This window comes from Pseudomonas stagnisoli (genome assembly GCF_048595745.1).
Classification (GTDB): Bacteria; Pseudomonadota; Gammaproteobacteria; order Pseudomonadales; family Pseudomonadaceae; genus Aquipseudomonas; species Aquipseudomonas alcaligenes_A.
The window spans coordinates 2,840,950-2,860,870 of record NZ_CP184361.1; the positions used below are offsets into that span (position 1 = coordinate 2,840,950).

General features: G+C 64.3%; 17 protein-coding genes. 4 read left to right on the plus strand and 13 right to left on the minus strand.

The genetic code is table 11. From position 1 onward, the window contains the following. Entirely contained in the window at positions 1 to 1,338 is a 1,338-nt protein-coding gene (locus ACOAPY_RS13665) for a Na(+)-translocating NADH-quinone reductase subunit A (RefSeq protein ID WP_465153621.1), read from the minus strand. Positions 1,339 to 1,639: 301 nt separating this feature from the next. After that, entirely contained in the window at positions 1,640 to 3,106 is a 1,467-nt protein-coding gene (locus tag ACOAPY_RS13670) for a glyceraldehyde-3-phosphate dehydrogenase (protein WP_465153622.1), read from the minus strand. A gap of 133 nt (positions 3,107 to 3,239) precedes the next feature. Between ACOAPY_RS13670 and mfd the strand changes: the two genes are divergently transcribed. Together mfd and ACOAPY_RS13680 are read left to right on the plus strand one after the other, a co-directional pair. Continuing rightward, positions 3,240 to 6,680, plus strand: a complete 3,441-nt coding sequence (gene mfd, locus ACOAPY_RS13675; RefSeq protein ID WP_465153623.1) for a transcription-repair coupling factor — start codon at positions 3,240 to 3,242, stop codon at positions 6,678 to 6,680. Positions 6,681 to 6,692: 12 nt separating this feature from the next. Next, the gene (locus ACOAPY_RS13680) at positions 6,693 to 7,217 is read left to right on the plus strand and encodes a CsiV family protein (protein ID WP_374560709.1); all 525 of its coding nucleotides are present in this window, start codon (positions 6,693 to 6,695) and stop codon (positions 7,215 to 7,217) included. Between the two features lie 57 nt (positions 7,218 to 7,274). Here ACOAPY_RS13680 and ACOAPY_RS13685 read toward each other — a convergent pair whose 3' ends face one another. Genes ACOAPY_RS13685 through ACOAPY_RS13700 form a run of 4 tightly spaced genes read right to left on the minus strand, consistent with a single transcriptional unit; the run spans position 7,275 to position 10,316 of the window. Continuing rightward, a complete protein-coding gene (locus tag ACOAPY_RS13685) occupies positions 7,275 to 8,012 on the minus strand; it encodes an S-methyl-5'-thioinosine phosphorylase (protein ID WP_465153624.1) in 738 nt (245 codons plus the stop codon). 13 nt (positions 8,013 to 8,025) lie between these two features. Further along, positions 8,026 to 9,024 (minus strand): beta-N-acetylhexosaminidase, encoded by a 999-nt coding sequence (gene nagZ, locus ACOAPY_RS13690; protein WP_465156810.1) that lies wholly within the window; start codon positions 9,022 to 9,024, stop codon positions 8,026 to 8,028. 19 nt (positions 9,025 to 9,043) lie between these two features. Beyond that, positions 9,044 to 9,568 carry a L,D-transpeptidase family protein gene (locus tag ACOAPY_RS13695; protein WP_465153625.1) on the minus strand — a complete coding sequence of 175 codons (525 nt, stop codon included), beginning with the start codon at positions 9,566 to 9,568 and terminating at the stop codon, positions 9,044 to 9,046. Between the two features lie 40 nt (positions 9,569 to 9,608). Continuing rightward, positions 9,609 to 10,316, minus strand: a complete 708-nt coding sequence (locus ACOAPY_RS13700; protein WP_465153626.1) for a TetR/AcrR family transcriptional regulator — start codon at positions 10,314 to 10,316, stop codon at positions 9,609 to 9,611. A gap of 243 nt (positions 10,317 to 10,559) precedes the next feature. On the opposite strand from ACOAPY_RS13700, the gene lexA reads away from it, so the two are divergent. Both lexA and sulA read left to right on the plus strand, forming a co-directional pair. Continuing rightward, on the plus strand, positions 10,560 to 11,171 hold the full coding sequence (gene lexA, locus ACOAPY_RS13705; protein WP_465153627.1) for a transcriptional repressor LexA: 612 nt from the start codon (positions 10,560 to 10,562) through the stop codon (positions 11,169 to 11,171). Positions 11,172 to 11,188: 17 nt separating this feature from the next. Next, a complete protein-coding gene (gene sulA, locus ACOAPY_RS13710) occupies positions 11,189 to 11,656 on the plus strand; it encodes an SOS-induced cell division inhibitor SulA (RefSeq protein WP_465153628.1) in 468 nt (155 codons plus the stop codon). Between the two features lie 49 nt (positions 11,657 to 11,705). On the opposite strand, the gene ACOAPY_RS13715 is transcribed toward sulA, so the two are convergent. From ACOAPY_RS13715 to ACOAPY_RS13745, 7 genes are all read right to left on the minus strand, one after another. Next, positions 11,706 to 11,939, minus strand: coding sequence for a hypothetical protein (locus ACOAPY_RS13715; RefSeq protein WP_021700515.1), 234 nt, complete (start codon positions 11,937 to 11,939; stop codon positions 11,706 to 11,708). A gap of 166 nt (positions 11,940 to 12,105) precedes the next feature. Then, positions 12,106 to 12,627, minus strand: a complete 522-nt coding sequence (locus ACOAPY_RS13720) for a DUF6586 family protein (RefSeq protein ID WP_076577948.1) — start codon at positions 12,625 to 12,627, stop codon at positions 12,106 to 12,108. A 71-nt stretch (positions 12,628 to 12,698) separates the two neighbouring features. After that, on the minus strand, positions 12,699 to 15,308 hold the full coding sequence (topA, locus tag ACOAPY_RS13725) for a type I DNA topoisomerase (protein ID WP_465153629.1): 2,610 nt from the start codon (positions 15,306 to 15,308) through the stop codon (positions 12,699 to 12,701). A gap of 90 nt (positions 15,309 to 15,398) precedes the next feature. After that, positions 15,399 to 15,653, minus strand: a complete 255-nt coding sequence (locus ACOAPY_RS13730; protein ID WP_076424729.1) for a DUF1653 domain-containing protein — start codon at positions 15,651 to 15,653, stop codon at positions 15,399 to 15,401. A 62-nt stretch (positions 15,654 to 15,715) separates the two neighbouring features. Then, positions 15,716 to 16,891 (minus strand): acetyl-CoA C-acyltransferase FadA, encoded by a 1,176-nt coding sequence (gene fadA / locus ACOAPY_RS13735; RefSeq protein ID WP_076424731.1) that lies wholly within the window; start codon positions 16,889 to 16,891, stop codon positions 15,716 to 15,718. A 30-nt stretch (positions 16,892 to 16,921) separates the two neighbouring features. Next, positions 16,922 to 19,069 (minus strand): fatty acid oxidation complex subunit alpha FadB, encoded by a 2,148-nt coding sequence (fadB, locus tag ACOAPY_RS13740; RefSeq protein ID WP_465153630.1) that lies wholly within the window; start codon positions 19,067 to 19,069, stop codon positions 16,922 to 16,924. A gap of 355 nt (positions 19,070 to 19,424) precedes the next feature. Further along, positions 19,425 to 19,862, minus strand: coding sequence for a hypothetical protein (locus tag ACOAPY_RS13745; protein ID WP_076577942.1), 438 nt, complete (start codon positions 19,860 to 19,862; stop codon positions 19,425 to 19,427). Positions 19,863 to 19,921: the final 59 nt, after the last annotated feature.

The following is a 19,921-nucleotide window of genomic DNA, read 5'->3' on the forward strand; positions in this document are numbered from 1 at the left end:
TCAGCCCTCCTTCTCGATGCGAGCCAGGTTGTCCCGCAGGATCGGGCCGTACTCGTACTTACCGGCGCACACGTAGGTGCACAGGGCCAGGTCTTCTTCGTCCAGTTCCAGGCAGCCGAGCTTCTGCGCCATCTCGGTGTCACCGACGATCAGGTAGCGCAGCAGCTGGGTGGGCAGGATGTCCAGCGGCATCACCGCCTCGTAGTTGCCCACCGGCACCATGGCGCGCGGGCTGCCGTTGGTGCTGGTGTCCATGGCCAGCTTGCGGCCGCCCATCAGCTGGGAGACGAAGATGTTCAGCACCGAGTGCTTGTTCACCCCGGCACGCAGGTAATGCAGCAGCTCGCGCTCGCGGCCCTCGTGCAGGCAGGAGATCTGCACGTGGTAGCGGCCGAGGAAGGCGAAGGCGCCACGCGAGGTCCGCCCACCCAGCACCGAGCCGGAAATCACGCGATTGCTGCCGGCCTGCAGCTCACCTGCGGTGAGTTCCTCCAGGCTGGCGCCCAGGCGCGTGCGCAGCAGGCGCGGCTTGTCCACCACCGGGCCACCCAGGGCCACCACGCGGGTGACGTCCAGCTGGCCACGACTGAACAGCGCGCCGATGGCGATCACGTCCTGATAACCGATCTGCCAGACGCTCTTGCCGGCGGACACCGGGTCGATGAAATGAATATGAGTACCGGCCAGACCGGCCGGATGCGGGCCGGCAAACTCGTGGGGCTGGACATTCGCCTGCACCTCGCCCGACAGGCCGACGCCGGCAGCCTTGCACAGATGCACCTTGCCCAGGCGGGCCAACACGGCCAGGCCATTGGCAAAGTCAGCCGGCCTTTCGCCGATCACCACGGCCGGATCGGCCGCCAGCGGATGAGTATCGATGGCCGTCACGAAAATCGAGCTGGGCACCGCGTCAACCGCCGGTACCTTGCTGAACGGACGCGTACGCAGCGCGGTCCACAGACCGGACTGCTGCAGGTTGTCGCGCACCGCCTGGGGATCGAGCGCCGGCAACTGCGCGGCGTCATAGCGGGCGAACTCGACGGCGTCATCGCCCTCCAGGTCAATCACCACCGACTGCAGCACGCGCTGCTCGCCGCGATGGATGGCACTGACCACGCCAGCCCCCGGCGCGGTGAAATGCACGCCCGGGTTTTTCTTGTCGGAGAACAGAACCTGGCCAAGCTTGACCCGGTCACCGACCTGGACCGCCATGGTCGGCTTCATCCCGTGATAGTCGCAGCCGAGCACAGCCACGCTGCGCACGGCGCGTGCCGGCTCGATGCGCTGTTCAGGCGCGCCGGCAAGGGGCAAATCCAGCCCGCGTTTGATCTTTATCATTAGAGCTTCCAGACACCGGAGCCGGTGTGCAGCAAGGTTGGAGTTCCGCCATGGCCCACCCGAGGGAACCGGAGCACGCACCAAAGCGGAGCAAAAAACTCAGGAATTATAAGGAGATATCCGCGGCATGCCCACCCATGAGTACCGCTTTAGACCAGAGAGTCGCAACAAGCGGTAACACGACCAACCGCGCCCGCCGGCCTGGCGCCCTTAGCCTCGGGGCGCTCAGCAGACCTGGCGAGGCCGGCGCCAAAAAGCAAAACGGGAGCCGAAGCTCCCGTTTTGTGGATTGCCCTGACGCTTACTGCGGGAAGGCCGGCGGGTTGACCCCAGCCATGTCTTCCATCACGCGCACGACCTGGCAGCTGTAGCCGAACTCGTTGTCGTACCACACATAGAGCACGACGCGGTTGTCGTTGGCGATAGTGGCTTCGGCATCGACCACACCAGCGTGACGCGAACCGACGAAGTCGGTGGACACCACTTCCTGCGAGTTGACGAAGTCGATCTGCTTCTGCAGATCCGAGTGCATGGCCATCTGGCGCAGGTACTCGTTGATCTCTTCGCGGGTGCAGGCCTTCTCCAGGTTCAGGTTGAGGATGGCCATGGAGACGTTCGGCGTCGGTACGCGGATGGCGTTGCCGGTCAGCTTGCCCTTCAGCACCGGCAGGGCCTTGGCAGCGGCAGTGGCGGCACCTGTCTCGGTGATCACCATGTTCAGCGCGGCACTGCGGCCACGACGGCTGCCCTTGTGGAAGTTGTCGATCAGGTTCTGGTCGTTGGTGTACGAGTGAACGGTTTCGACGTGGCCGTTGACGATGCCGTACTGGTCATTCACGGCCTTCAGCACCGGCACGATGGCGTTGGTGGTGCAGGAGGCGGCGGAGATGATCTTGTCGTCGGCGGTGATGTCGCCATGGTTGATGCCATGCACGATGTTCTTCAGCGCGCCCTTGCCCGGTGCGGTCAGCACCACGCGGTCGATACCCGGGCACTTCAGGTGCTGGCCCAGGCCTTCGGCGTCACGCCACTTGCCGGTGTTGTCCACCAGCAGGGCGTTCTTGATGCCGTACTGGGTGTAGTCGATGGACGCCGGGTCGTTGGAGTAGATGACCTGGATCAGGTTGCCGTTGGCGGTCAGGGTGTTGTTGGCTTCATCGATGGTGATGGTGCCGTCGAACGGACCGTGTACCGAGTCGCGGCGCAGCAGGCTGGCGCGCTTGACCAGGTCGTTCTCGGCGCCCTTGCGCACAACGATGGCACGCAGACGCAGGCCGTCACCGCCACCGGTCTTCTCGATCAGGATGCGCGCCAGCAGGCGGCCGATGCGGCCGAAGCCGTACAGGACCACGTCGGTGCCTTCGCGACCGGCGCCGTTCTGCTTGCCAGCCACGTCAGCCAGCACGTCCTTGGTGAACTGCTCGATGCTGCGACCGGCACCTTCGGCCTTGAACTTGGCAACCATCTTGCCCAGGTCCACGGAAGCGGCGCCCAGCTTGAGCTCGCTCATGGTCTTGAGGATGGGGAAAGTGTCATGCACGGACAGTTCGGTCTCGCCTTCCAGGCGGTGACGGGCGAAGCGGTGTGCCTTCAGGATATCGATCACCGAACGGTTGATCAGGCCACGGCCGTAGATCGAGGTCACGACGTTGTTGTTGCGGTAGAGCTGACCGATCAGCGGAATCATCGCTTCCGCGAGGGCTTCACGGTCAATCCACTCACCGAGACACTGGTCGGGCTTCTGAGTCACGAGCAATACCTTCCACATGTAGGGGCTGAAAAAAGGGGCTACATGATATGCCGTGACTCAGCCCCGAGCAATGCGCGCCTGTCGCCACTGACAGCCGCCACCTCGCCTCGCTACAATCGCGCACTATTTTTCGCCTGGGGCCGTGACACCCGTGTCCGTACTGCAACTGCCGAAACTGCCGGGCGCCGCCGGCAAACAGCACTGGGGCAACCTGCCCGGCGCCGCGCTGAGCCTGGCCGTGGCCGAGGCGGCGAGCGCCGCCAAGCGCTTCACCCTACTGCTGACTGCCGACAGCCAGAGCGCCGAGCGCCTGCAGGAAGAACTGGCGTTCTTCGCCCCCGACCTGCCGGTGCTGCACTTCCCCGACTGGGAAACCCTGCCCTACGACGTCTTTTCGCCGCACCAGGACATCATTTCCCAGCGCATCGCCACTCTCTACCGCCTGCCGGAAATCAAGCACGGCGTGCTGGTGGTACCGATCGCCACCGCCCTGCATCGCCTGGCGCCGACCCGCTTCCTGCTCGGTTCGGGCCTGCTGCTGGACGTCGGCCAGAAGCTCGATGTCGAGGAAATGCGCGCGCGCCTGGAGGCCGCGGGCTACCGCTGCGTTGACACCGTCTACGAGCACGGTGAGTTCGCCGTGCGCGGCGCGCTGATCGACCTGTTCCCGATGGGCAGCGAGACGCCCTACCGCATCGACCTGTTCGATGACGAGATCGAAACACTGCGCACCTTCGACCCCGAGACCCAGCGCTCGGTGGACAAGGTGGAGTCGATCCGCCTGCTGCCGGCCCGCGAATTTCCCCTGGAGAAAAAGGCCGTCACCGATTTCCGCGGGCGTTTCCGCGAGCGCTTCGACGTCGACTACCGCCGCTGCCCGATCTACCAGGACCTCGCCTCCGGCATCACCCCGGCCGGTATCGAGTACTACCTGCCACTGTTCTTCGAGGAAACCGGCACCCTGTTCGATTACCTGCCGGGCGACACACAGGTGTTCTCCTTGCCGGGCATCGAGCAGGCCGCCGAGCAGTTCTGGCTGGATGCGCGCACCCGCTACGAGGACCGCCGCGTCGACCCGGAGCGCCCACTGCTGCCACCGGCCGACATCTTCCTGCCGGTGGAAGACTGTTTCGCCCGCCTGAAGCAATGGCCGCGCGTGGTGGTGAGCCAGGAAGACGTCGAGGTCGGCGTCGGCCGCGAGCGCTTCGACGCCCGCTCCCTGCCCGACCTGGCCATTCTGGCCAAGGCCAGCGAGCCGCTGGCCGCGCTGCGTCGTTTTATCGAGGAGTATCCGGGCCGCGTGCTGTTCTGCGCCGAGTCCGCCGGCCGCCGCGAGGTGCTGCTGGAGCTGCTCGCGCGCCTCAAGCTCAAGCCGCTGGAAGTGGCCAACTGGCATGAATTCACCGCCAGCCGTGAGCGCCTGGCCATCTGCATCGCCCCGCTGGACGAAGGCCTGCTGCTCGACCAGATCGCCCTGATCGCCGAGAGCCCGCTGTTCGGCCAGCGCGTGATGCAGCGCCGCCGCCGCGAGAAGTCGCGCGACGGCGGTGACAACGTGATCAAGAACCTCACCGAGCTGCGCGAAGGCGCGCCGGTGGTGCATATCGACCATGGCGTCGGCCGCTACCTGGGCCTGGTGACCATGGAATTCGATGGCCAGGCCGCCGAATTCCTCGCCCTGATGTACGCCGAGGAAGCCAAGCTCTACGTGCCGGTGGCCAGCCTGCACCTGATCGCCCGCTACACCGGCAGCGACGACGCCCTGGCGCCGCTGCACCGCCTCGGCTCGGAGACCTGGCAGAAGGCCAAGCGCAAGGCCGCCGAGCAGGTGCGCGATGTCGCCGCGGAATTGCTCGATATCTACGCCCGCCGTGCCGCCCGCGAAGGCCACGCGTTCAAGGATCCGGCCGTCGACTACGCCACCTTCAGCGCCGGCTTCCCCTTCGAGGAAACCCCGGACCAGCAGGCCGCCATCGACGCGGTGCGCGCCGACATGCTGGCCGGCAAGCCGATGGACCGCCTGGTCTGCGGTGACGTCGGCTTCGGCAAGACCGAGGTGGCCATGCGCGCGGCCTTTATCGCCGTGCACAGCGGCAAGCAGGTGGCGGTGCTGGTGCCCACCACCCTGCTCGCCCAGCAGCACTACAACAGCTTCCGCGACCGCTTTGCCGACTGGCCGGTAACGGTCGAGGTGATGAGCCGCTTTAAGACCGCCAAGGAGGTCAACGAGGCGGTGGCCAAGCTGGCCGAGGGCAAGATCGACATCGTCATCGGCACCCACAAGCTGCTGCAGGACGATGTGCGCTTCAAGGACCTGGGCCTGTGCATCATCGACGAGGAGCACCGCTTCGGCGTGCGCCAGAAGGAGCAGCTCAAGGCCCTGCGCAGCGAAGTCGACATCCTCACCCTCACCGCCACCCCCATCCCACGCACGCTGAACATGGCGGTGTCGGGCATGCGCGACCTGTCGATCATCGCCACCCCGCCGGCCCGCCGTCTGTCGGTGCGCACCTTCGTCCTGGAGCAGCAGGATTCGGTGATCAAGGAAGCGCTGCTGCGCGAACTGCTGCGTGGCGGCCAGGTGTACTACCTGCACAACGACGTGAAGACCATCGAGAAGTGCGCTGCCGACCTGCAGGCCCTGGTGCCCGAGGCACGCGTCGGCATCGGCCACGGGCAGATGCACGAGCGCGAGCTGGAACGGGTGATGAGCGACTTCTACCACAAGCGCTTCAACGTGCTGGTGGCCTCGACCATCATCGAGACCGGCATCGACGTGCCCAGCGCCAATACCATCCTCATCGAGCGCGCCGACAAGTTCGGCCTGGCCCAGCTGCACCAGTTGCGCGGGCGCGTCGGCCGCAGCCACCACCAGGCCTACGCCTACCTGCTGACGCCGCCACGCAAGGGCATGACCGAGGATGCGCAAAAGCGCCTGGAGGCCATCGCCAACGCCCAGGACCTCGGCGCCGGCTTCGTCCTGGCCACCCACGACCTGGAAATCCGCGGCGCTGGCGAACTGCTCGGCGACGGCCAGAGCGGGCAGATCCAGGCGGTCGGCTTCACCCTCTATATGGAAATGCTGGAACGTGCCGTCAAAGCCATCCGCAAGGGCGAGCAGCCCAACCTGGAGCAACCACTGGGCGGTGGTCCGGAAGTCAACCTGCGGGTGCCAGCACTGATTCCCGACGACTACCTGCCGGACGTACATACCCGCCTGATCCTCTACAAGCGCATCGCCTCGGCCGCCGACGAAGACGGCCTGAAGGAGCTGCAGGTGGAGATGATCGACCGCTTCGGCCTGCTGCCGGAGCCAACCAAGAACCTGATGCGCCTGACCCTGCTCAAGCTGCAGGCGGAGAAGCTCGGCATCAAGAAAGTCGACGCCGGCCCCCAGGGCGGTCGCATCGAGTTTGCCGCCGACACCTGCGTCGACCCGCTGGTGCTGATCAAGCTGATCCAGGGCCAACCGAACCGCTACAAGTTCGAAGGCGCCACCCTGTTCAAATTCCAGGTGCCGATGGAGCGCCCGGAAGAACGTTTCAATACCCTAGAGGCGCTGCTGGAGCGCCTCGCCCCGCCATCCGCCTGAAAGGACTGACCCATGCGCGTGCTTCGCCCCCTCCTGATGCTGCTCTGCCTGATGGCCCCGCAGGCCTTCGCCGACGGCCTGTTCCAGATCGAAGTGATCGTCTTCCGTCAGGCCGGCGAAGCGCTGTCCAGCAGCCAGCCGGCACCGGATGACTGGGCCGTGGGCGCCGCGCCCATCGCCGGCAACGAGCGCGGCACCGCGCTGGACGGCGAGGCCGCCAAGCTCAATCCGGGCAATGGCTACGAAGTGCTGCTGCACAAGGCCTGGGCGCAGAACCTGACTGCCGCCCCGAGCAAGGCGGCACTGAGCACCGGCAACGAACAGTTCGGCCACTTCCCGGTGGAGGGCGTGGTGTCCTTGAGTGAACAGCAGCGTCTGATCGACCTGGAAGCCGACTTCTGGATCAACCGCTTCGACACCGACGGCCTGCTCACCGGCAGCGAACGCGTGCGGCAGAAGACTCGCCTGAAGCCGAACGAGCTGACCTACCTGGACAACGGCAGCCTGGGCGTGCTGGTGAAGATCACCCAGCCCTGATCACACCGCATGAAAAAAGCCCCGCACTGCGGGGCTTTTTTATTCCGGCCGGATGACTCAGGCGCTCAGCACATGCCCGAGTACGGCCCGCACATTGTCGATGCCACGGGCCAGCTCGGCCTCGATCTCGGCCATGGTGATGATGCCGCTGGACTTGCCGGCTGCCGGATTGACCACCAGCGCCAGACAGGCGTAGGGCAGCTCCAGTTCACGGGCCAGAGCGGCTTCGGGCATGCCGGTCATGCCGACGATGTCGCAGCCGTCGCGCTCCATGCGGGCAATCTCCGCCACTGTTTCCAAGCGCGGGCCCTGAGTAGCGCCATACACGCCATGGCTGCTGTGCGGGTAGCCGAGCTCTTGCAGCGCGTCGATCAGCTTGCCGCGCAGCGCTTCGTCATAGGGATAGCTGAAGTCGATATGGGTGACATGGTCGATCTCGCCCTCGAAGAAGGTGTGCGCCCTGCCCCAGGTGTAATCGATCACCTGGTGCGCCACGCACAGGTGGCCGCTGCCCATGGCCGCGTGGATGCCGCCCACCGCGTTGACCGCGATGATCGCCTCGGCGCCGGCCTGCTGCAGCGCCCAGAGGTTGGCGCGGTAGTTCACCTGGTGTGGCGGGATGCGGTGCGGGTGGCCGTGGCGAGCGAGGAACAGCACCTCCTGGCCGGCATACTCGCCGCGCAGCACCGGCGCAGAGGGCGCACCGTAAGGCGTATCGATGTTCTGCGCCTGCTTGAGGGTGAGGCCTTCCAGCTGGGTCAGGCCGGTGCCGCCGATGATGGCGTAGATGGTCATGCTGCGTCCTTAATCAGTCGATCAGCTGCGCGGCGCGCAGCGCGGCAACGGCCTGCAGCCAGCGCGGCTGCTCGCGGTAGTCGGTACGGGCGAAGCCACGCCCGCGCATGCGCGCCAGGCCCTTGGGCGGCTGCACCTTGAGGCGCTGCAGGGCGCCGAGAGCCAGCTCGGCCGAGGCGCGGTCGTTGCACACCAGGCCCATGTCGCAGCCGGCGTTCAGCGCCGCTTCGATACGGCTGGCGGCATCGCCCACCACATGGGCGCCGGCCATGGACAGGTCGTCGCTGAAGATCACCCCATCGAAGCCCAGCTCGCCGCGCAGAATCTCCTGCAGCCAGCGCCGCGAGAATCCGGCCGGGCCGGCGTCCACCTGCGGGTAGATCACATGCGCCGGCATCACCGCCGCCAGCTGCTGTCTCAGGCGCTGGAACGGTACCAGGTCCCTGGCACGGATCTCGTCCAGGCTGCGCTCGTCCACCGGGATGGCCACGTGCGAATCGGCCTCGGCCCAGCCGTGGCCGGGGAAGTGCTTGCCGGTGGCGGCCATGCCCGCCGCATCCATGCCGCGGATGAAGGCACCGGCGAGACGTGTGGCCAGCTCGGCATCGCCCTCGAAGCTGCGGCTGCCGACCACGGCGCTGCGCTGGTGATCCAGGTCCAGCACCGGGGCGAAGCTGAGGTCCAGACCCACGGCCAGCACCTCGGTCGCCATCAGCCAGCCGCAGTGCTCGGCCAGCTGCTCGGCGTTGTCGTTGTCGGCCAGGGCACGCATCGCCGGCAGGCGCACAAAGCCGTTGCGCAGGCGCTGCACGCGGCCACCTTCCTGGTCCACCGCCAGCAGCAGGTCCGGGCGCACGGCGCGAATGGACGCGCACAGCTCGCGCACCTGGCGCGGATCTTCGATATTGCGGGCGAACAGGATCAGGCCGCCCACCTCGGGCTGGCGCAGAATCCGGCGGTCCTCGGCAGTCAGCCAGGTACCGTGGATGTCCAGCATCAGGGAACCAAACAGGGTCGTCACAGAGAAGTCCTTAAACGGGATCGGCCGCTGCCCACTGCGGGCACGGCGCTTCGTCGATCATCACCGCGCAGTGAGACGGCACGCGGGGAAAGAGGTTCAACAGGTCGGCGTTGCGCAGACGCACACAGCCGTGCGACAGCGGCACGCCCATGGGCTGATTGTCCGGCGTACCGTGCAGATAAATGTAGCGGCGGAAGGTATCGACTTTGCCCAGGCGATTGCGACCGGGCTCGCAGCCGCTGAGCCAGAGAATACGGGTGAGGATCCAGTCGCGGCCGGGGAACTGCGCATCCAGCGCCTCCGACCAGACTTCGCCGGTCCAGCGTCGCCCGCGCAACACGGCCCCCTCGGGCAGGCCGTCGCCGATCTTCGCGCGCACCTGATGGCGGCCGCGCGGCGTGCAGTTGGACCCACTCTGCTCGCCCGCCCCGTTCAACGCGGTGGAAACCGGCAGGCGCACGACCAGCTGCCCGTCGGTAAACCCGTACAGGCACTGGTCGGCGATAGAGATATGCAGGAGGTCGAGCGGGCGCATGGGCCGCTAGCTTAGCCCATCGGCCCGCAGGGGCACAGCCTCAGACGGCCTTGGCGGCTACCGGCGCCTTGCTGCGCGGCTTGAACTGGGCGTTGGCCAGCGCCTCGTCGGTCACGCCGCTTTCGGCGCGCATGCCGGCGGCGAGAAACGGCACCATCAGGCGCATCACCTGCTCGATCGAGGTATCCACACCGAAGTCGTTCTCGGCGATGGCGCGCAGCGCCTTGATACCGGACATACTGAAAGCTGCGGCACCGAGCATGAAATGCACGCGCCAGAAGATCTCCAGCGGCGGCAGCCTGGGCGCGACCTCGTTCAGCAACAGCATGTAGCGGCGGAAGACCTTGCCATAGACCTCTTCCAGATACTTGCGCAGGTGGCCCTGGCTCTGGCTGAACGCCAGGCCGAGCAGACGCATGAAGATCGACAGGTCATTGCCACTGCGCGGCTTTACCGCCAGGGCCTGCTCCACCAGCATCTCCAGCAGCTCTTCGAGGCTGGGCTTGATCTCCGGCTTGGCCATGCGCCGGTCCAGCTCGCGCTCGAGACTGATGCAGAAAGGCCCGAGGAAACGCGAGAACACCGCCTGGATCAGCGCCTTCTTGGAGCCGAAGTGATAGTTGACGGCCGCCAGGTTGACCCCGGCCTTGCTGGTAATCAGACGCAGAGACGTCTCGGCGAAGCCCTTCTCCGCGAACAGCTGCTCGGCAGCATCCAAAATGCGCTCAACAGTTTCTGATTGAGCCATGACACCCTCACCTGACAAACACTTGTTTGAAACATACGTTTCAGACTGTCTGCCTGTCAAGTCTGGCAGGACCATTCATGGCTGGTCGGTCACGCATTTAACCATAGGCCAGATAGCGGAAATCCCAACCCACCCGCCGGGGTGGTGAGAAGGGCCGCGCCAAGCCTGGCCACAAAGAAAGGTTGCCAGCGGAGAATCACTGTATATAATCACAGCAACTGTATAAACAGACAGACCGCCAGCATGCTCAAACTGACGCCGCGACAATCCGAAATCCTCGCCTTCATCAAACGCTGCCTGGAAGACAACGGCTACCCGCCGACGCGCGCCGAGATTGCTCAGGAACTGGGCTTCAAATCGCCCAATGCCGCCGAGGAGCATCTCAAGGCCCTCGCCCGCAAAGGCGCGATCGAGATGACCCCGGGTGCTTCCCGCGGCATTCGCATCCCCGGCTTCGAACCGGCCGCCAATGAAGAGGAAGGTCTGCCGGTCATTGGCCGGGTCGCTGCCGGCGCACCGATTCTCGCCCAGCAGAACGTGGAAGACACCTGCAAGATCAACCCGGAGTTCTTCCATCCCAAGGCCGATTACCTGCTGCGCGTCCGCGGTATGAGCATGAAGAACATCGGCATTTTCGACGGTGATCTGCTGGCCGTGCACACCACCCGCGAGGCCCGCAACGGCCAGATCGTGGTGGCACGCATCGACGACGAAGTCACAGTCAAGCGCTTCCAGCGCAACGGCAACAAGGTGCTACTGATCGCCGAGAACCCGGAGTTCGCGCCTATCGAGGTGAATCTGGAAGAACAGGATCTGGTGATCGAAGGCCTGAGTGTCGGCGTGATCCGCCGCTAAGTATCAAGGAGAGCTTCATGCAGTTCCCGCAGTCGCTGAATCGTTCGCAACTTCCGCTGTTTGAAGCTTTCCTCGGCACCCACCTGCCGCTGCTCGACGAAGCCGTGCAGGCGCCCTGGCTCGACGAGCCGGAGCCCTTCAGTGAACTGCGCCTGTCCGGCTCGCTCGGCAACTGCCGCCACCTGCTCGGCCCGGTGCTGCGCGAGCTGAGTCTGAACCAGGACGCCCGCTGGCTGACCCTGGTCGCTCCGCCCGCCGCCATCACCAATGCCTGGCTACGTAGTGCCGGCCTTAATCTCGATCGACTACTGGTATTGCAACCGCGCGCCGGCCAGGATGCTTTGGAGCTGGCTCGTGAGGCCTTACGCCTGGGCCGCAGCCATACCGTGGTGAGCTGGATCAGCCTGCTGCCCGGCCAGCGAGCCAGCCTGAGCAGTGCCGCACGCCTGGGTAGCGCGCAAAGCCTGAATATCCGCCTGGATTGAGGCGCTTCGGAGCAAGGCTGCATAGGGCCATGGGCGGCCCGTCAATCGATCAGTGCAGCACGCGCGGCTGCTCATCCTGCTCGATATCACCTTCGGCAAGGCGACCGGCCATCTGCACGCCGACATTGAGCATGGCCTTGGCCACTTCGACATGATGGCCCTGCAGGAAGGCCTTGGCATCCGCCGAGAAGTCCAGCGTCACCAGCACTTCTTCATCCTCGGCACGGCGCAGAATGATGCGCCCATCGGGCAGTTCGACGATTTCGAGGAAGGAAGTGGACATGGTGCGGTTCTCCTAGCGAGGTGCCAGTGTAACAGTACCCGCCCTCAGGCCCTAGCCCGGAAGGCGCAAACAGCCCCGGGGCAAGCCGCACTGCAGCTGCACTGATCGCCGAAGATATGCATTCCAGAGGCCGGCGTATCGCCATGCAAGCGACCCGCCGCGAATCTCAGCACTCGCTGAGCGACTCCCGGTAGCGCAATACCAGCTGCTTGAGTTGCTGGCGCCAGCTCTCCAGCTCGGCGTAGCCCAACTGCGGTGCCTCTTCTGGCTCCAGGCTGACCGTCTGGATCAGCGGCAGGGTCGGGTCCACCTTGGCCGTCTTCGGCGCCTGCGGCGGCAGGAACAGCGCGGCATGAGCAGCCAACAACTGCGCTAACCAACTCTCCGGCTGAGCCGCGATTTCCATCAGCTCGGCAAGCTCAGGCGTCGGTGAACGCTGCAGGACGTCCTGATTCAGCAGCAGCTCGACTCGAGGGGCACGGGCCTCGGCCAGCTTGTAGTAATCGGCTATCTCGTGGCACAGCGCCAATACGGCGCCATGCAGATGGAACAGCACGACCTCACGCTCGGCCTGCATCAGCGCCTGGGCATTCATGGCCTCGCCAGCCTCGGCTTTGCGCAGACTCTCCAACGCCAGGCCGGCGAAAAAGATCTTTTGGTTGGTACGGGTATAGGGCTCGTGAGCCATGGCCTACTCCTCGACTGCGAGAGCGGAACATGCCGGGTGCATCAGCACCCGGTATCAGAGGGCAACAGAGATCAGCGCTTGTCTTCGATCTTCCACTTGCCACCATCGAAGAAGGCGCGCCAGCCGGTGGGCTTGCCGTCCACTTCGCTCTGCACATACTGCTCCTTGGTCTTGCGGCTGTAGCGGATCACTGCCGGACGGCCATCGGGATCCTTGGCTGGAGCAGCCAGCAGGAAGTGATACTTGGGATCGATCTCGTCCTTGTGCGGAATCAGCTCCAGCACCAGCGGCGCACGGGTCTCACGGTTCTTCGGGAAGCCACTGGCGGCGAGGAACAGGCCGGATGCCCCGTCACGCAGCACGTAGGTGTCGTCGACCTTCTCGCACTTGAGTTCCGGCATCGGCACCGCATCCATTTTCGGCGGTGCCGCCTCGCCATTCTTCAGCAGCTTGCGGGTGTTCTTGCAGCTGGCATTGGTGCAACCGAAGAACTTGCCGAAGCGCCCGGTCTTCAGCTGCATCTCGCTGCCGCACTTGTCGCACTCCAGGCTCGGACCTTCGTAGCCCTTGATGCGGTACTGACCCTGCTCGATCTCATAACCGGCACAATCCGGGTTGTTGCCGCAGATATGCAGCTTGCGGGTCTCGTCCAGCAGGTAGGCATCCATCGCGGTGGCACAGATCGGGCAGCGGTGCTTGCCCAGCAGTACGCGGGACTCGGACTCGCCCTCGTCATCCGCAGCGATCTCATCGCCCGGGATCAGGTTGAGGGTGGCCTTGCAGCGCTCCTTGGGCGGCAGCGCATAGCCGGAGCAGCCGAGGAAAACACCAGTGGAGGCGGTACGGATCATCATCGGCCGGCCGCATTCGCGGCAGGCGATATCGGTCGGAGTCGGCTGGTTGGCACGCATGCCCTTGTCCGCCGTCTCGGCCACTTCGAGCTTCTTCCTGAAGTCGCCATAGAACTCGTCGAGCAGGTGCTTCCAGTCGCGCTCGCCCTGGGCCACATCGTCCAGATGCTCTTCCATGGCGGCGGTGAAGCCGTAGTCCATCAGGTTGGCGAAGCTTTCGTCGAGGCGCTCGGTGACGATGTCACCCATCTTCTCGGCATAGAAGCGACGGTTGTGTACGGTGACGTAGCCGCGCTCCTGAATGGTGGAAATGATCGCCGCATAGGTGGACGGACGGCCGATGCCGCGCTTTTCCAGCTCCTTGACCAGGCTGGCCTCGGAGAAGCGCGCCGGCGGCTTGGTGAAGTGCTGGCTGGGGTCGAGCTTGAGCAGCTTGAGCGCCTCGCCTTCCTTCATCTCCGGCAGTACGTCGTCCTCGCCTGGCTTGCTCTGTTGCGGCAGCACGCGGGTGTAGCCGTCGAACTTGAGGATGCGGCCCTTGGCACGCAGTTCAAAGCCACTGGCCGCCACACTGACGCTGGTGGACAGGTATTCGGCCGGCGGCATCTGGCAGGCCACGAACTGGCGCCAGATCAGCTCGTACAGGCGCTCGGCGTCACGCTCCATGCCGGACAGCTGGGTCGGGCGCAGATTGACGTCGGACGGGCGAATCGCCTCGTGCGCTTCCTGGGCGCCCTCCTTGCTGGAGTAAAGGTTCGGCTTGGCCGGCAGGTATTTCTGGCCGAACTCGTTGTCGATGAAACCGCGCACCATCTCGATGGCATCGGCCGACAGGTTGGTCGAGTCGGTACGCATATAGGTGATGTAGCCCGCCTCATAGAGACGCTGGGCCATCATCATGGTCTTCTTCACCCCGAAGCCGAGTCGGTTGCTCGCCGCCTGCTGCAGGGTGGAGGTAATGAACGGCGCGGACGGCTTGCTCGAGGTCGGCTTGTCCTCGCGCTTGACCACGCTGTAGCTGGAGGCCTTGAGCTTTTCCAGCGCCGCCATGGCCTGGGCCTCATTCAGCGGCTTGAAGGCCTCGCCGTTCTCGCGGACCACCTCGAAGCGCACCTTGTCGCTCTTGGCGGTGCCCAGATCGGCGTGCACTTCCCAGTATTCTTCCGGGACGAAGGCACGGATTTCCTTTTCACGCGCCACCACCAGCTTCACCGCCACCGACTGCACGCGACCGGCGGAGAGGCCACGGGCGATCTTGGCCCACAGCAGCGGCGAGACCATGTAGCCCACCACGCGATCGAGGAAGCGGCGTGCCTGCTGCGCGTTGACGCGGTTGATGTCCAGTTCGCCGGGCTGGGAGAAGGCCTCCTGGATGGCCTTCTTGGTGATCTCGTTGAACACCACGCGCTTGTAGCGGCTATCGTCGCCGCCGATGGCCTCGCGCAGGTGCCAGGCGATGGCCTCCCCTTCGCGGTCCAAGTCGGTTGCGAGGTAGATGGTGTCGGCATCCTTGGCCAGTCGGCGCAATTCCTCGATCACCTTCTCCTTGCCGGGCAGGATCTCGTACTTGGCTTTCCAGCCATGCTCGGGATCAACGCCCATGCGCGCGAACAGCTGACGCTTGGCCTTCTCCTTGGGCGACAGGGCCGGCGCCTCGGCAGCCGCGGCCTTGCCGCGCTTGGCCGGCTCCTTGCTGGCACTGGCGGAACCGCTGGTGGGCAGGTCACGAATATGGCCGATGCTCGACTTCACCACAAACTGGTTGCCCAGGTACTTGTTGATGGTCTTGGCCTTGGCCGGGGATTCCACGATGACCAGCGATTTGCCCATGGACTGGAGAATTCCTGAATACGAAAAAGAAAGAATAAGCGGCGGGAGCCTATCAAGGCACCGCTATATATAGTGGCTGTCGAGTTGCGGTCAAGCGTGATTCCCGGCAGCCCCCTGCCCGATCACCGCCGGTTCGGCCTCGATCAGAGCAAAGCGCGGCACCGTCTCGCCGTCCAGTTCGACCGTGCCACAGAACATCTCGAGCGGCCGCACCCACAGGCCGAAATCACCATAAAGTGCCTGATAGACCACCAGCCACTCTTCGCTTTCCGAATGGCGCGCGGTACCGAACACGCGGTACTGCGGCCCCTTGTAGTGGCGGTAGAGGCCAGGTTGCAGTTGCATGGGAGTTCTCCTGAAAAACAAAAACCGGGGCACAAGGCCCCGGTCTTCGCATCGACTAACGCTTAGACGCGTTCGAAGATGGTGGTGATGCCCTGGCCGAGACCCACGCACATGGTGGACACGCCCAGAGTACCGCCGTTCTGCTTCATCACGTTCAGCAGGGTGCCGGAGATACGCGCACCGGAGCAGCCGAACGGGTGACCCAGAGCAATGGCGCCACCATGCAGGTTGACCTTCTGCTCCATCTTGTCGAGGAGTTTCAGGTCCTTCAGCACCGGCAGGGCCTGAGCGGCGAAGGCTTCGTTGAGCTCGACGTGATCGATATCGTCCATGGTCAGGCCGGCACGCTTAAGTGCCTTCTGAGTGGACGGTACCGGGCCGTAGCCCATGATGGCCGGATCGACACCGGCAACGGCCATGGCGCGAACCACGGCCATCGGCTGGATGCCCAGGTCCTGAGCGCGCTGGGCGCTCATGACGATCATGCAGGAAGCGCCGTCGGTGATCTGCGAGGAAGTACCCGCGGTCACGGTGCCGCCTTTCGGGTTGAACGCCGGCTTCAGGGCCGCCAGGCTTTCCAGGGTGGTCTCCGGACGAATGGTTTCGTCGAAGTCGAACACCTTCAGGAAGCCGTTCTCGTCGTAGCCTTGCATCGGGATGATTTCATCCTTGAACTTGCCTTCGACGGTGGCCTTGTGCGCCAGACGGTGAGAACGCTCACCGAAGGCATCCTGCTGCTCGCGGCTGATGCCGTGCATCTTGCCCAGCATCTCGGCGGTCAGACCCATCATGCCCGACGCCTTGGCAGCGTACAGGGACAGGTGCGGGTTCGGATCGACGCCATGCATCATGCCAACGTGGCCCATGTGCTCCACACCGCCGACGACGAAGACGTCGCCGTTGCCGGTCTGGATGGCCTGCACAGCAGTGTGCAGGGCGCTCATGGAGGAACCGCACAGACGGCTGACGGTCTGGCCGGCACTGGTGTGCGGGATCTGGGTCATCAGCGACGCCATGCGCGCGATGTTCCAGCCCTGCTCCAGGGTCTGGTTGACGCAACCCCAGATCACGTCTTCGACTTCAGCCGGGTCCAGCTTGGTGTTACGCGCCAGGACGCCGCTGATCAGGTGTGCCGACATGGTCTCGGCACGGGTGTTGCGGTGCATGCCGCCCTTGGAACGACCCATCGGGGTACGACCGAAGTCGACAATGACTGCGTCTCTCGGATTCAGGCTCATATTTCTACTCTCGCTCTGTTCGCTGCGCGATTAACCGAAGAACTTCTGGCCCTTGGCGGCCATTTCACGAAGCTTGGCGGTCGGGTGGTACAGGGCGCCCAGCTCGGCGTACTTGTCGGCCAGGGCGACGAACTCGGCCACACCGATGGAATCGATGTAACGCAGAGCACCACCGCGGAAGGGAGGGAAGCCGATACCGTAGATCAGGCCCATGTCGGCCTCAGCTGCGGTTTCGACGATGCCGTCTTCCAGGCAACGAACGGTTTCCAGGCACAGCGGGATCATCATGAAGTTGATGATGTCTTCGTCGGTCAGCTCACGCTGCTCGACGACGATCGACTTCAGCAGCTCGTAGGCGGCCGGGTCGGAGACTTTCTTCGGCTTGCCGCGCTTGTCGGTCTCGTAGGCGTAGAAGCCCTTGCCGTTCTTCTGGCCCAGGCGGTTGGCTTCGTACATCACGTCGACGGCGGTCTTGCCTTCAACGCCCATACGATCCGGGAAGCCTTCGGCCATCACGTCACGGCCATGGTGACCGGTGTCGATACCAACCACGTCGGACAGGTAGGCCGGACCCATGGGCCAGCCGAACTTCTCCATGACCTTGTCGATGCGCACGAAGTCGACACCGAAGCCCAGCAGCTTGGAGAAGCCGCCGAAGTACGGGAACAGCACGCGGTTGACCAGGAAGCCGGGGCAGTCGTTGACCACGATCGGGTTCTTGCCCATCTTCTTGGCGTAGGCCACGGTGGTGGCAACGGCCACGTCGCTGGACTTCTCACCACGGATGACCTCAACCAGCGGCATCATGTGTACCGGGTTGAAGAAGTGCATGCCGACGAAGTTTTCCGGACGCTTGAGGGCCTTGGCCAGCAGGTTGATCGAGATGGTGGAGGTGTTGGAAGCCAGGACGGCATCTTCCTTCACCACGCCTTCCACCTCGGCCAGCACGATCTGCTTGACCTTCGGGTTCTCGACCACGGCTTCGACCACGATGTCGACGGCACCGAAGTCGCCGTAGGACATGGTCGGGCGAATGGCGTTCAGCGCCTCGGCCATCTTGGCCGGAGCCATGCGGCCTTTCTCGACGCGCTTGCCGAGCAGCTTGGAAGCCTCGTTCAGACCCATCTGGATACCCTCTTCGCGGATATCCTTCATCAGGATCGGAGTGCCTTTGGAGGCCGACTGGTAGGCGATACCGCCACCCATGATGCCGGCGCCGAGTACGGCGGCCAGTTTCACGTCGCGGGCGATCTCGTCGTGCTGCTTGGCCTTCTTCTTCAGTTCCTGGTCATTCAGGAACAGACCGATCAGGCTTTCGGCAACGGAGGTTTTGGCCAGCTTGACGAAGCCGGCGGCTTCGACTTCCAGGGCCTTGTCGCGACCGAAGTTGGCAGCTTTCTGGATGGTCTTGATGGCCTCGACCGGAGCCGGGTAGTTCGGGCCGACCTGGCCAGCGACGAAACCTTTGGCGGTTTCGAAGGCCATCATCTGCTCGATGGCGTTGAGCTTGATCTTTTCCAGCTTGGGCTGACGCTTGGCCTTGTAGTCCAGCTCGCCGGAGATGGCGCGCTTGACCAGGTCCAGAGCGGCGGCGTGGAGCTTGTCGGCGGCAACCACGGCATCGACGGCACCCACTTTCAGGGCGTCGGCGGCCTTGTTTTCCTTGCCGGAAGCAATCCACTCGATGGCGTTGTCGGTACCGATCACGCGCGGCAGGCGCACGGTGCCGCCGAAGCCCGGGTAGATGCCCAGCTTGACTTCCGGCAGGCCGATCTTGGCGCTCTCGGCGGCGACACGATAGTCACCGGCCAGGCACATCTCGAAACCGCCGCCCAGGGCGATGCCGTTGATGGCGATAACGGTCGGAACGGCCAGGTCTTCGAAATCGCTGAAGATCTTGTTGGCTTCGAGGTTGCCGGCCACCAGCTCTTCGTCGGGCAGCTTGAAGTTGTCGACGAATTCGGTGATGTCGGCGCCGACGATGAACACGTCTTTGCCGCTGGTGACGATTACGCCCTTGATCGAACCGTCGGCCTTGATGGCATCCACGGACTGACGCAGCTCGGTCAGGGTGAGACGGTTGAACTTGTTAACGGACTCACCCTTGAGGTCGAAATTCAATTCGACGATGCCGCCCTCAAGAGCCTTAACCGTGATGGCTTTACCTTCGTAAATCATCAACTGATCTCCACGGTATGGAAGCTGAACTGTACACATCGGAGCCAACCGGCCGGGGCCGCTCTAGGCATAGAGCCGTCGAGCATAGTCCCAATCGATCCGACACACCCGCCGACGCGATAATCGGGCTGTAAAGGCGCTGCCATAGGGGCAGACCGCTCAATTCATACGCCCGTTTGATTTGGGTGGGCGTACATTCAGTGAAAACCCGGCAATTGTCAATTGCCCGTCGCAGAAGCCCCGAATGAGTGCAGAGCCACTCGATGACCAGAAGTTGCCGCCGGGTCACGCATGGTCGTTCAAGCCCTCTGGCACCAGCATTCAGCAGTTGAATAATGACAATAAGCAAATGCCATCAGGCCAGTTGCGCCAGCAATGCCGCTACCACCCGTAGCTCCTCTTCGCCACCGCGCTCGCCCCAGAACAGGGAGATCATCTGCGGGTTGGCCTCGACCTTGTAGACATCCGCCGGCAAGGCCTGCAGCCGCTCCAGCATGACCGCATCGGTACAGGGCTCGCGCCACTGGTTGCACCACTGCCCCGGCGCGACCTGCCAGTAGCTCCAGCTGTCACTGCGCCCTGCGCGGCGCCCCCGGTGATACTGGGCACAGCGCTCCGGCGGCTGTTTCTCCAGCCAGTGCGGCCACTGCTGCTGCCCCAGCTGCATGCCAAGCCCCAGGCGCCGCGCGGCCAGGCGCAATTCCATCTGCCCGCGCTGCTGCGGCGAGGGGCGCAGCCACACCAGCGGACTGAGGGCCGCACCGACGAGCAAAAGCACTATCCACCAGGTCATATCTCTCTCTTGTTACTGCTAGGGTCTGTGTTATGAAGGAAGCAGAACTTACTGCAAGC

What these genes read in the sequence shown, in the direction of transcription:
- ACOAPY_RS13670 (WP_465153622.1), bottom strand. Translation starts at nt 3,106, where the DNA reads ATGTGGAAGGTATTGCTCGTGACTCAGAAGCCCGACCAGTGTCTCGGT.
- ACOAPY_RS13695 (WP_465153625.1), bottom strand. Translation starts at nt 9,568, where the DNA reads ATGCGCCCGCTCGACCTCCTGCATATCTCTATCGCCGACCAGTGCCTG.
- ACOAPY_RS13665 (WP_465153621.1), bottom strand. Translation starts at nt 1,338, where the DNA reads ATGATAAAGATCAAACGCGGGCTGGATTTGCCCCTTGCCGGCGCGCCT.
- ACOAPY_RS13745 (WP_076577942.1), bottom strand. Translation starts at nt 19,862, where the DNA reads ATGACCTGGTGGATAGTGCTTTTGCTCGTCGGTGCGGCCCTCAGTCCG.
- ACOAPY_RS13715 (WP_021700515.1), bottom strand. Translation starts at nt 11,939, where the DNA reads ATGTCCACTTCCTTCCTCGAAATCGTCGAACTGCCCGATGGGCGCATC.
- ACOAPY_RS13730 (WP_076424729.1), bottom strand. Translation starts at nt 15,653, where the DNA reads ATGCAACTGCAACCTGGCCTCTACCGCCACTACAAGGGGCCGCAGTAC.
- sulA (WP_465153628.1), top strand. Translation starts at nt 11,189, where the DNA reads ATGCAGTTCCCGCAGTCGCTGAATCGTTCGCAACTTCCGCTGTTTGAA.
- ACOAPY_RS13720 (WP_076577948.1), bottom strand. Translation starts at nt 12,627, where the DNA reads ATGGCTCACGAGCCCTATACCCGTACCAACCAAAAGATCTTTTTCGCC.
- ACOAPY_RS13700 (WP_465153626.1), bottom strand. Translation starts at nt 10,316, where the DNA reads ATGGCTCAATCAGAAACTGTTGAGCGCATTTTGGATGCTGCCGAGCAG.
- topA (WP_465153629.1), bottom strand. Translation starts at nt 15,308, where the DNA reads ATGGGCAAATCGCTGGTCATCGTGGAATCCCCGGCCAAGGCCAAGACC.
- lexA (WP_465153627.1), top strand. Translation starts at nt 10,560, where the DNA reads ATGCTCAAACTGACGCCGCGACAATCCGAAATCCTCGCCTTCATCAAA.
- fadA (WP_076424731.1), bottom strand. Translation starts at nt 16,891, where the DNA reads ATGAGCCTGAATCCGAGAGACGCAGTCATTGTCGACTTCGGTCGTACC.
- ACOAPY_RS13685 (WP_465153624.1), bottom strand. Translation starts at nt 8,012, where the DNA reads ATGACCATCTACGCCATCATCGGCGGCACCGGCCTGACCCAGCTGGAA.
- fadB (WP_465153630.1), bottom strand. Translation starts at nt 19,069, where the DNA reads ATGATTTACGAAGGTAAAGCCATCACGGTTAAGGCTCTTGAGGGCGGC.
- ACOAPY_RS13680 (WP_374560709.1), top strand. Translation starts at nt 6,693, where the DNA reads ATGCGCGTGCTTCGCCCCCTCCTGATGCTGCTCTGCCTGATGGCCCCG.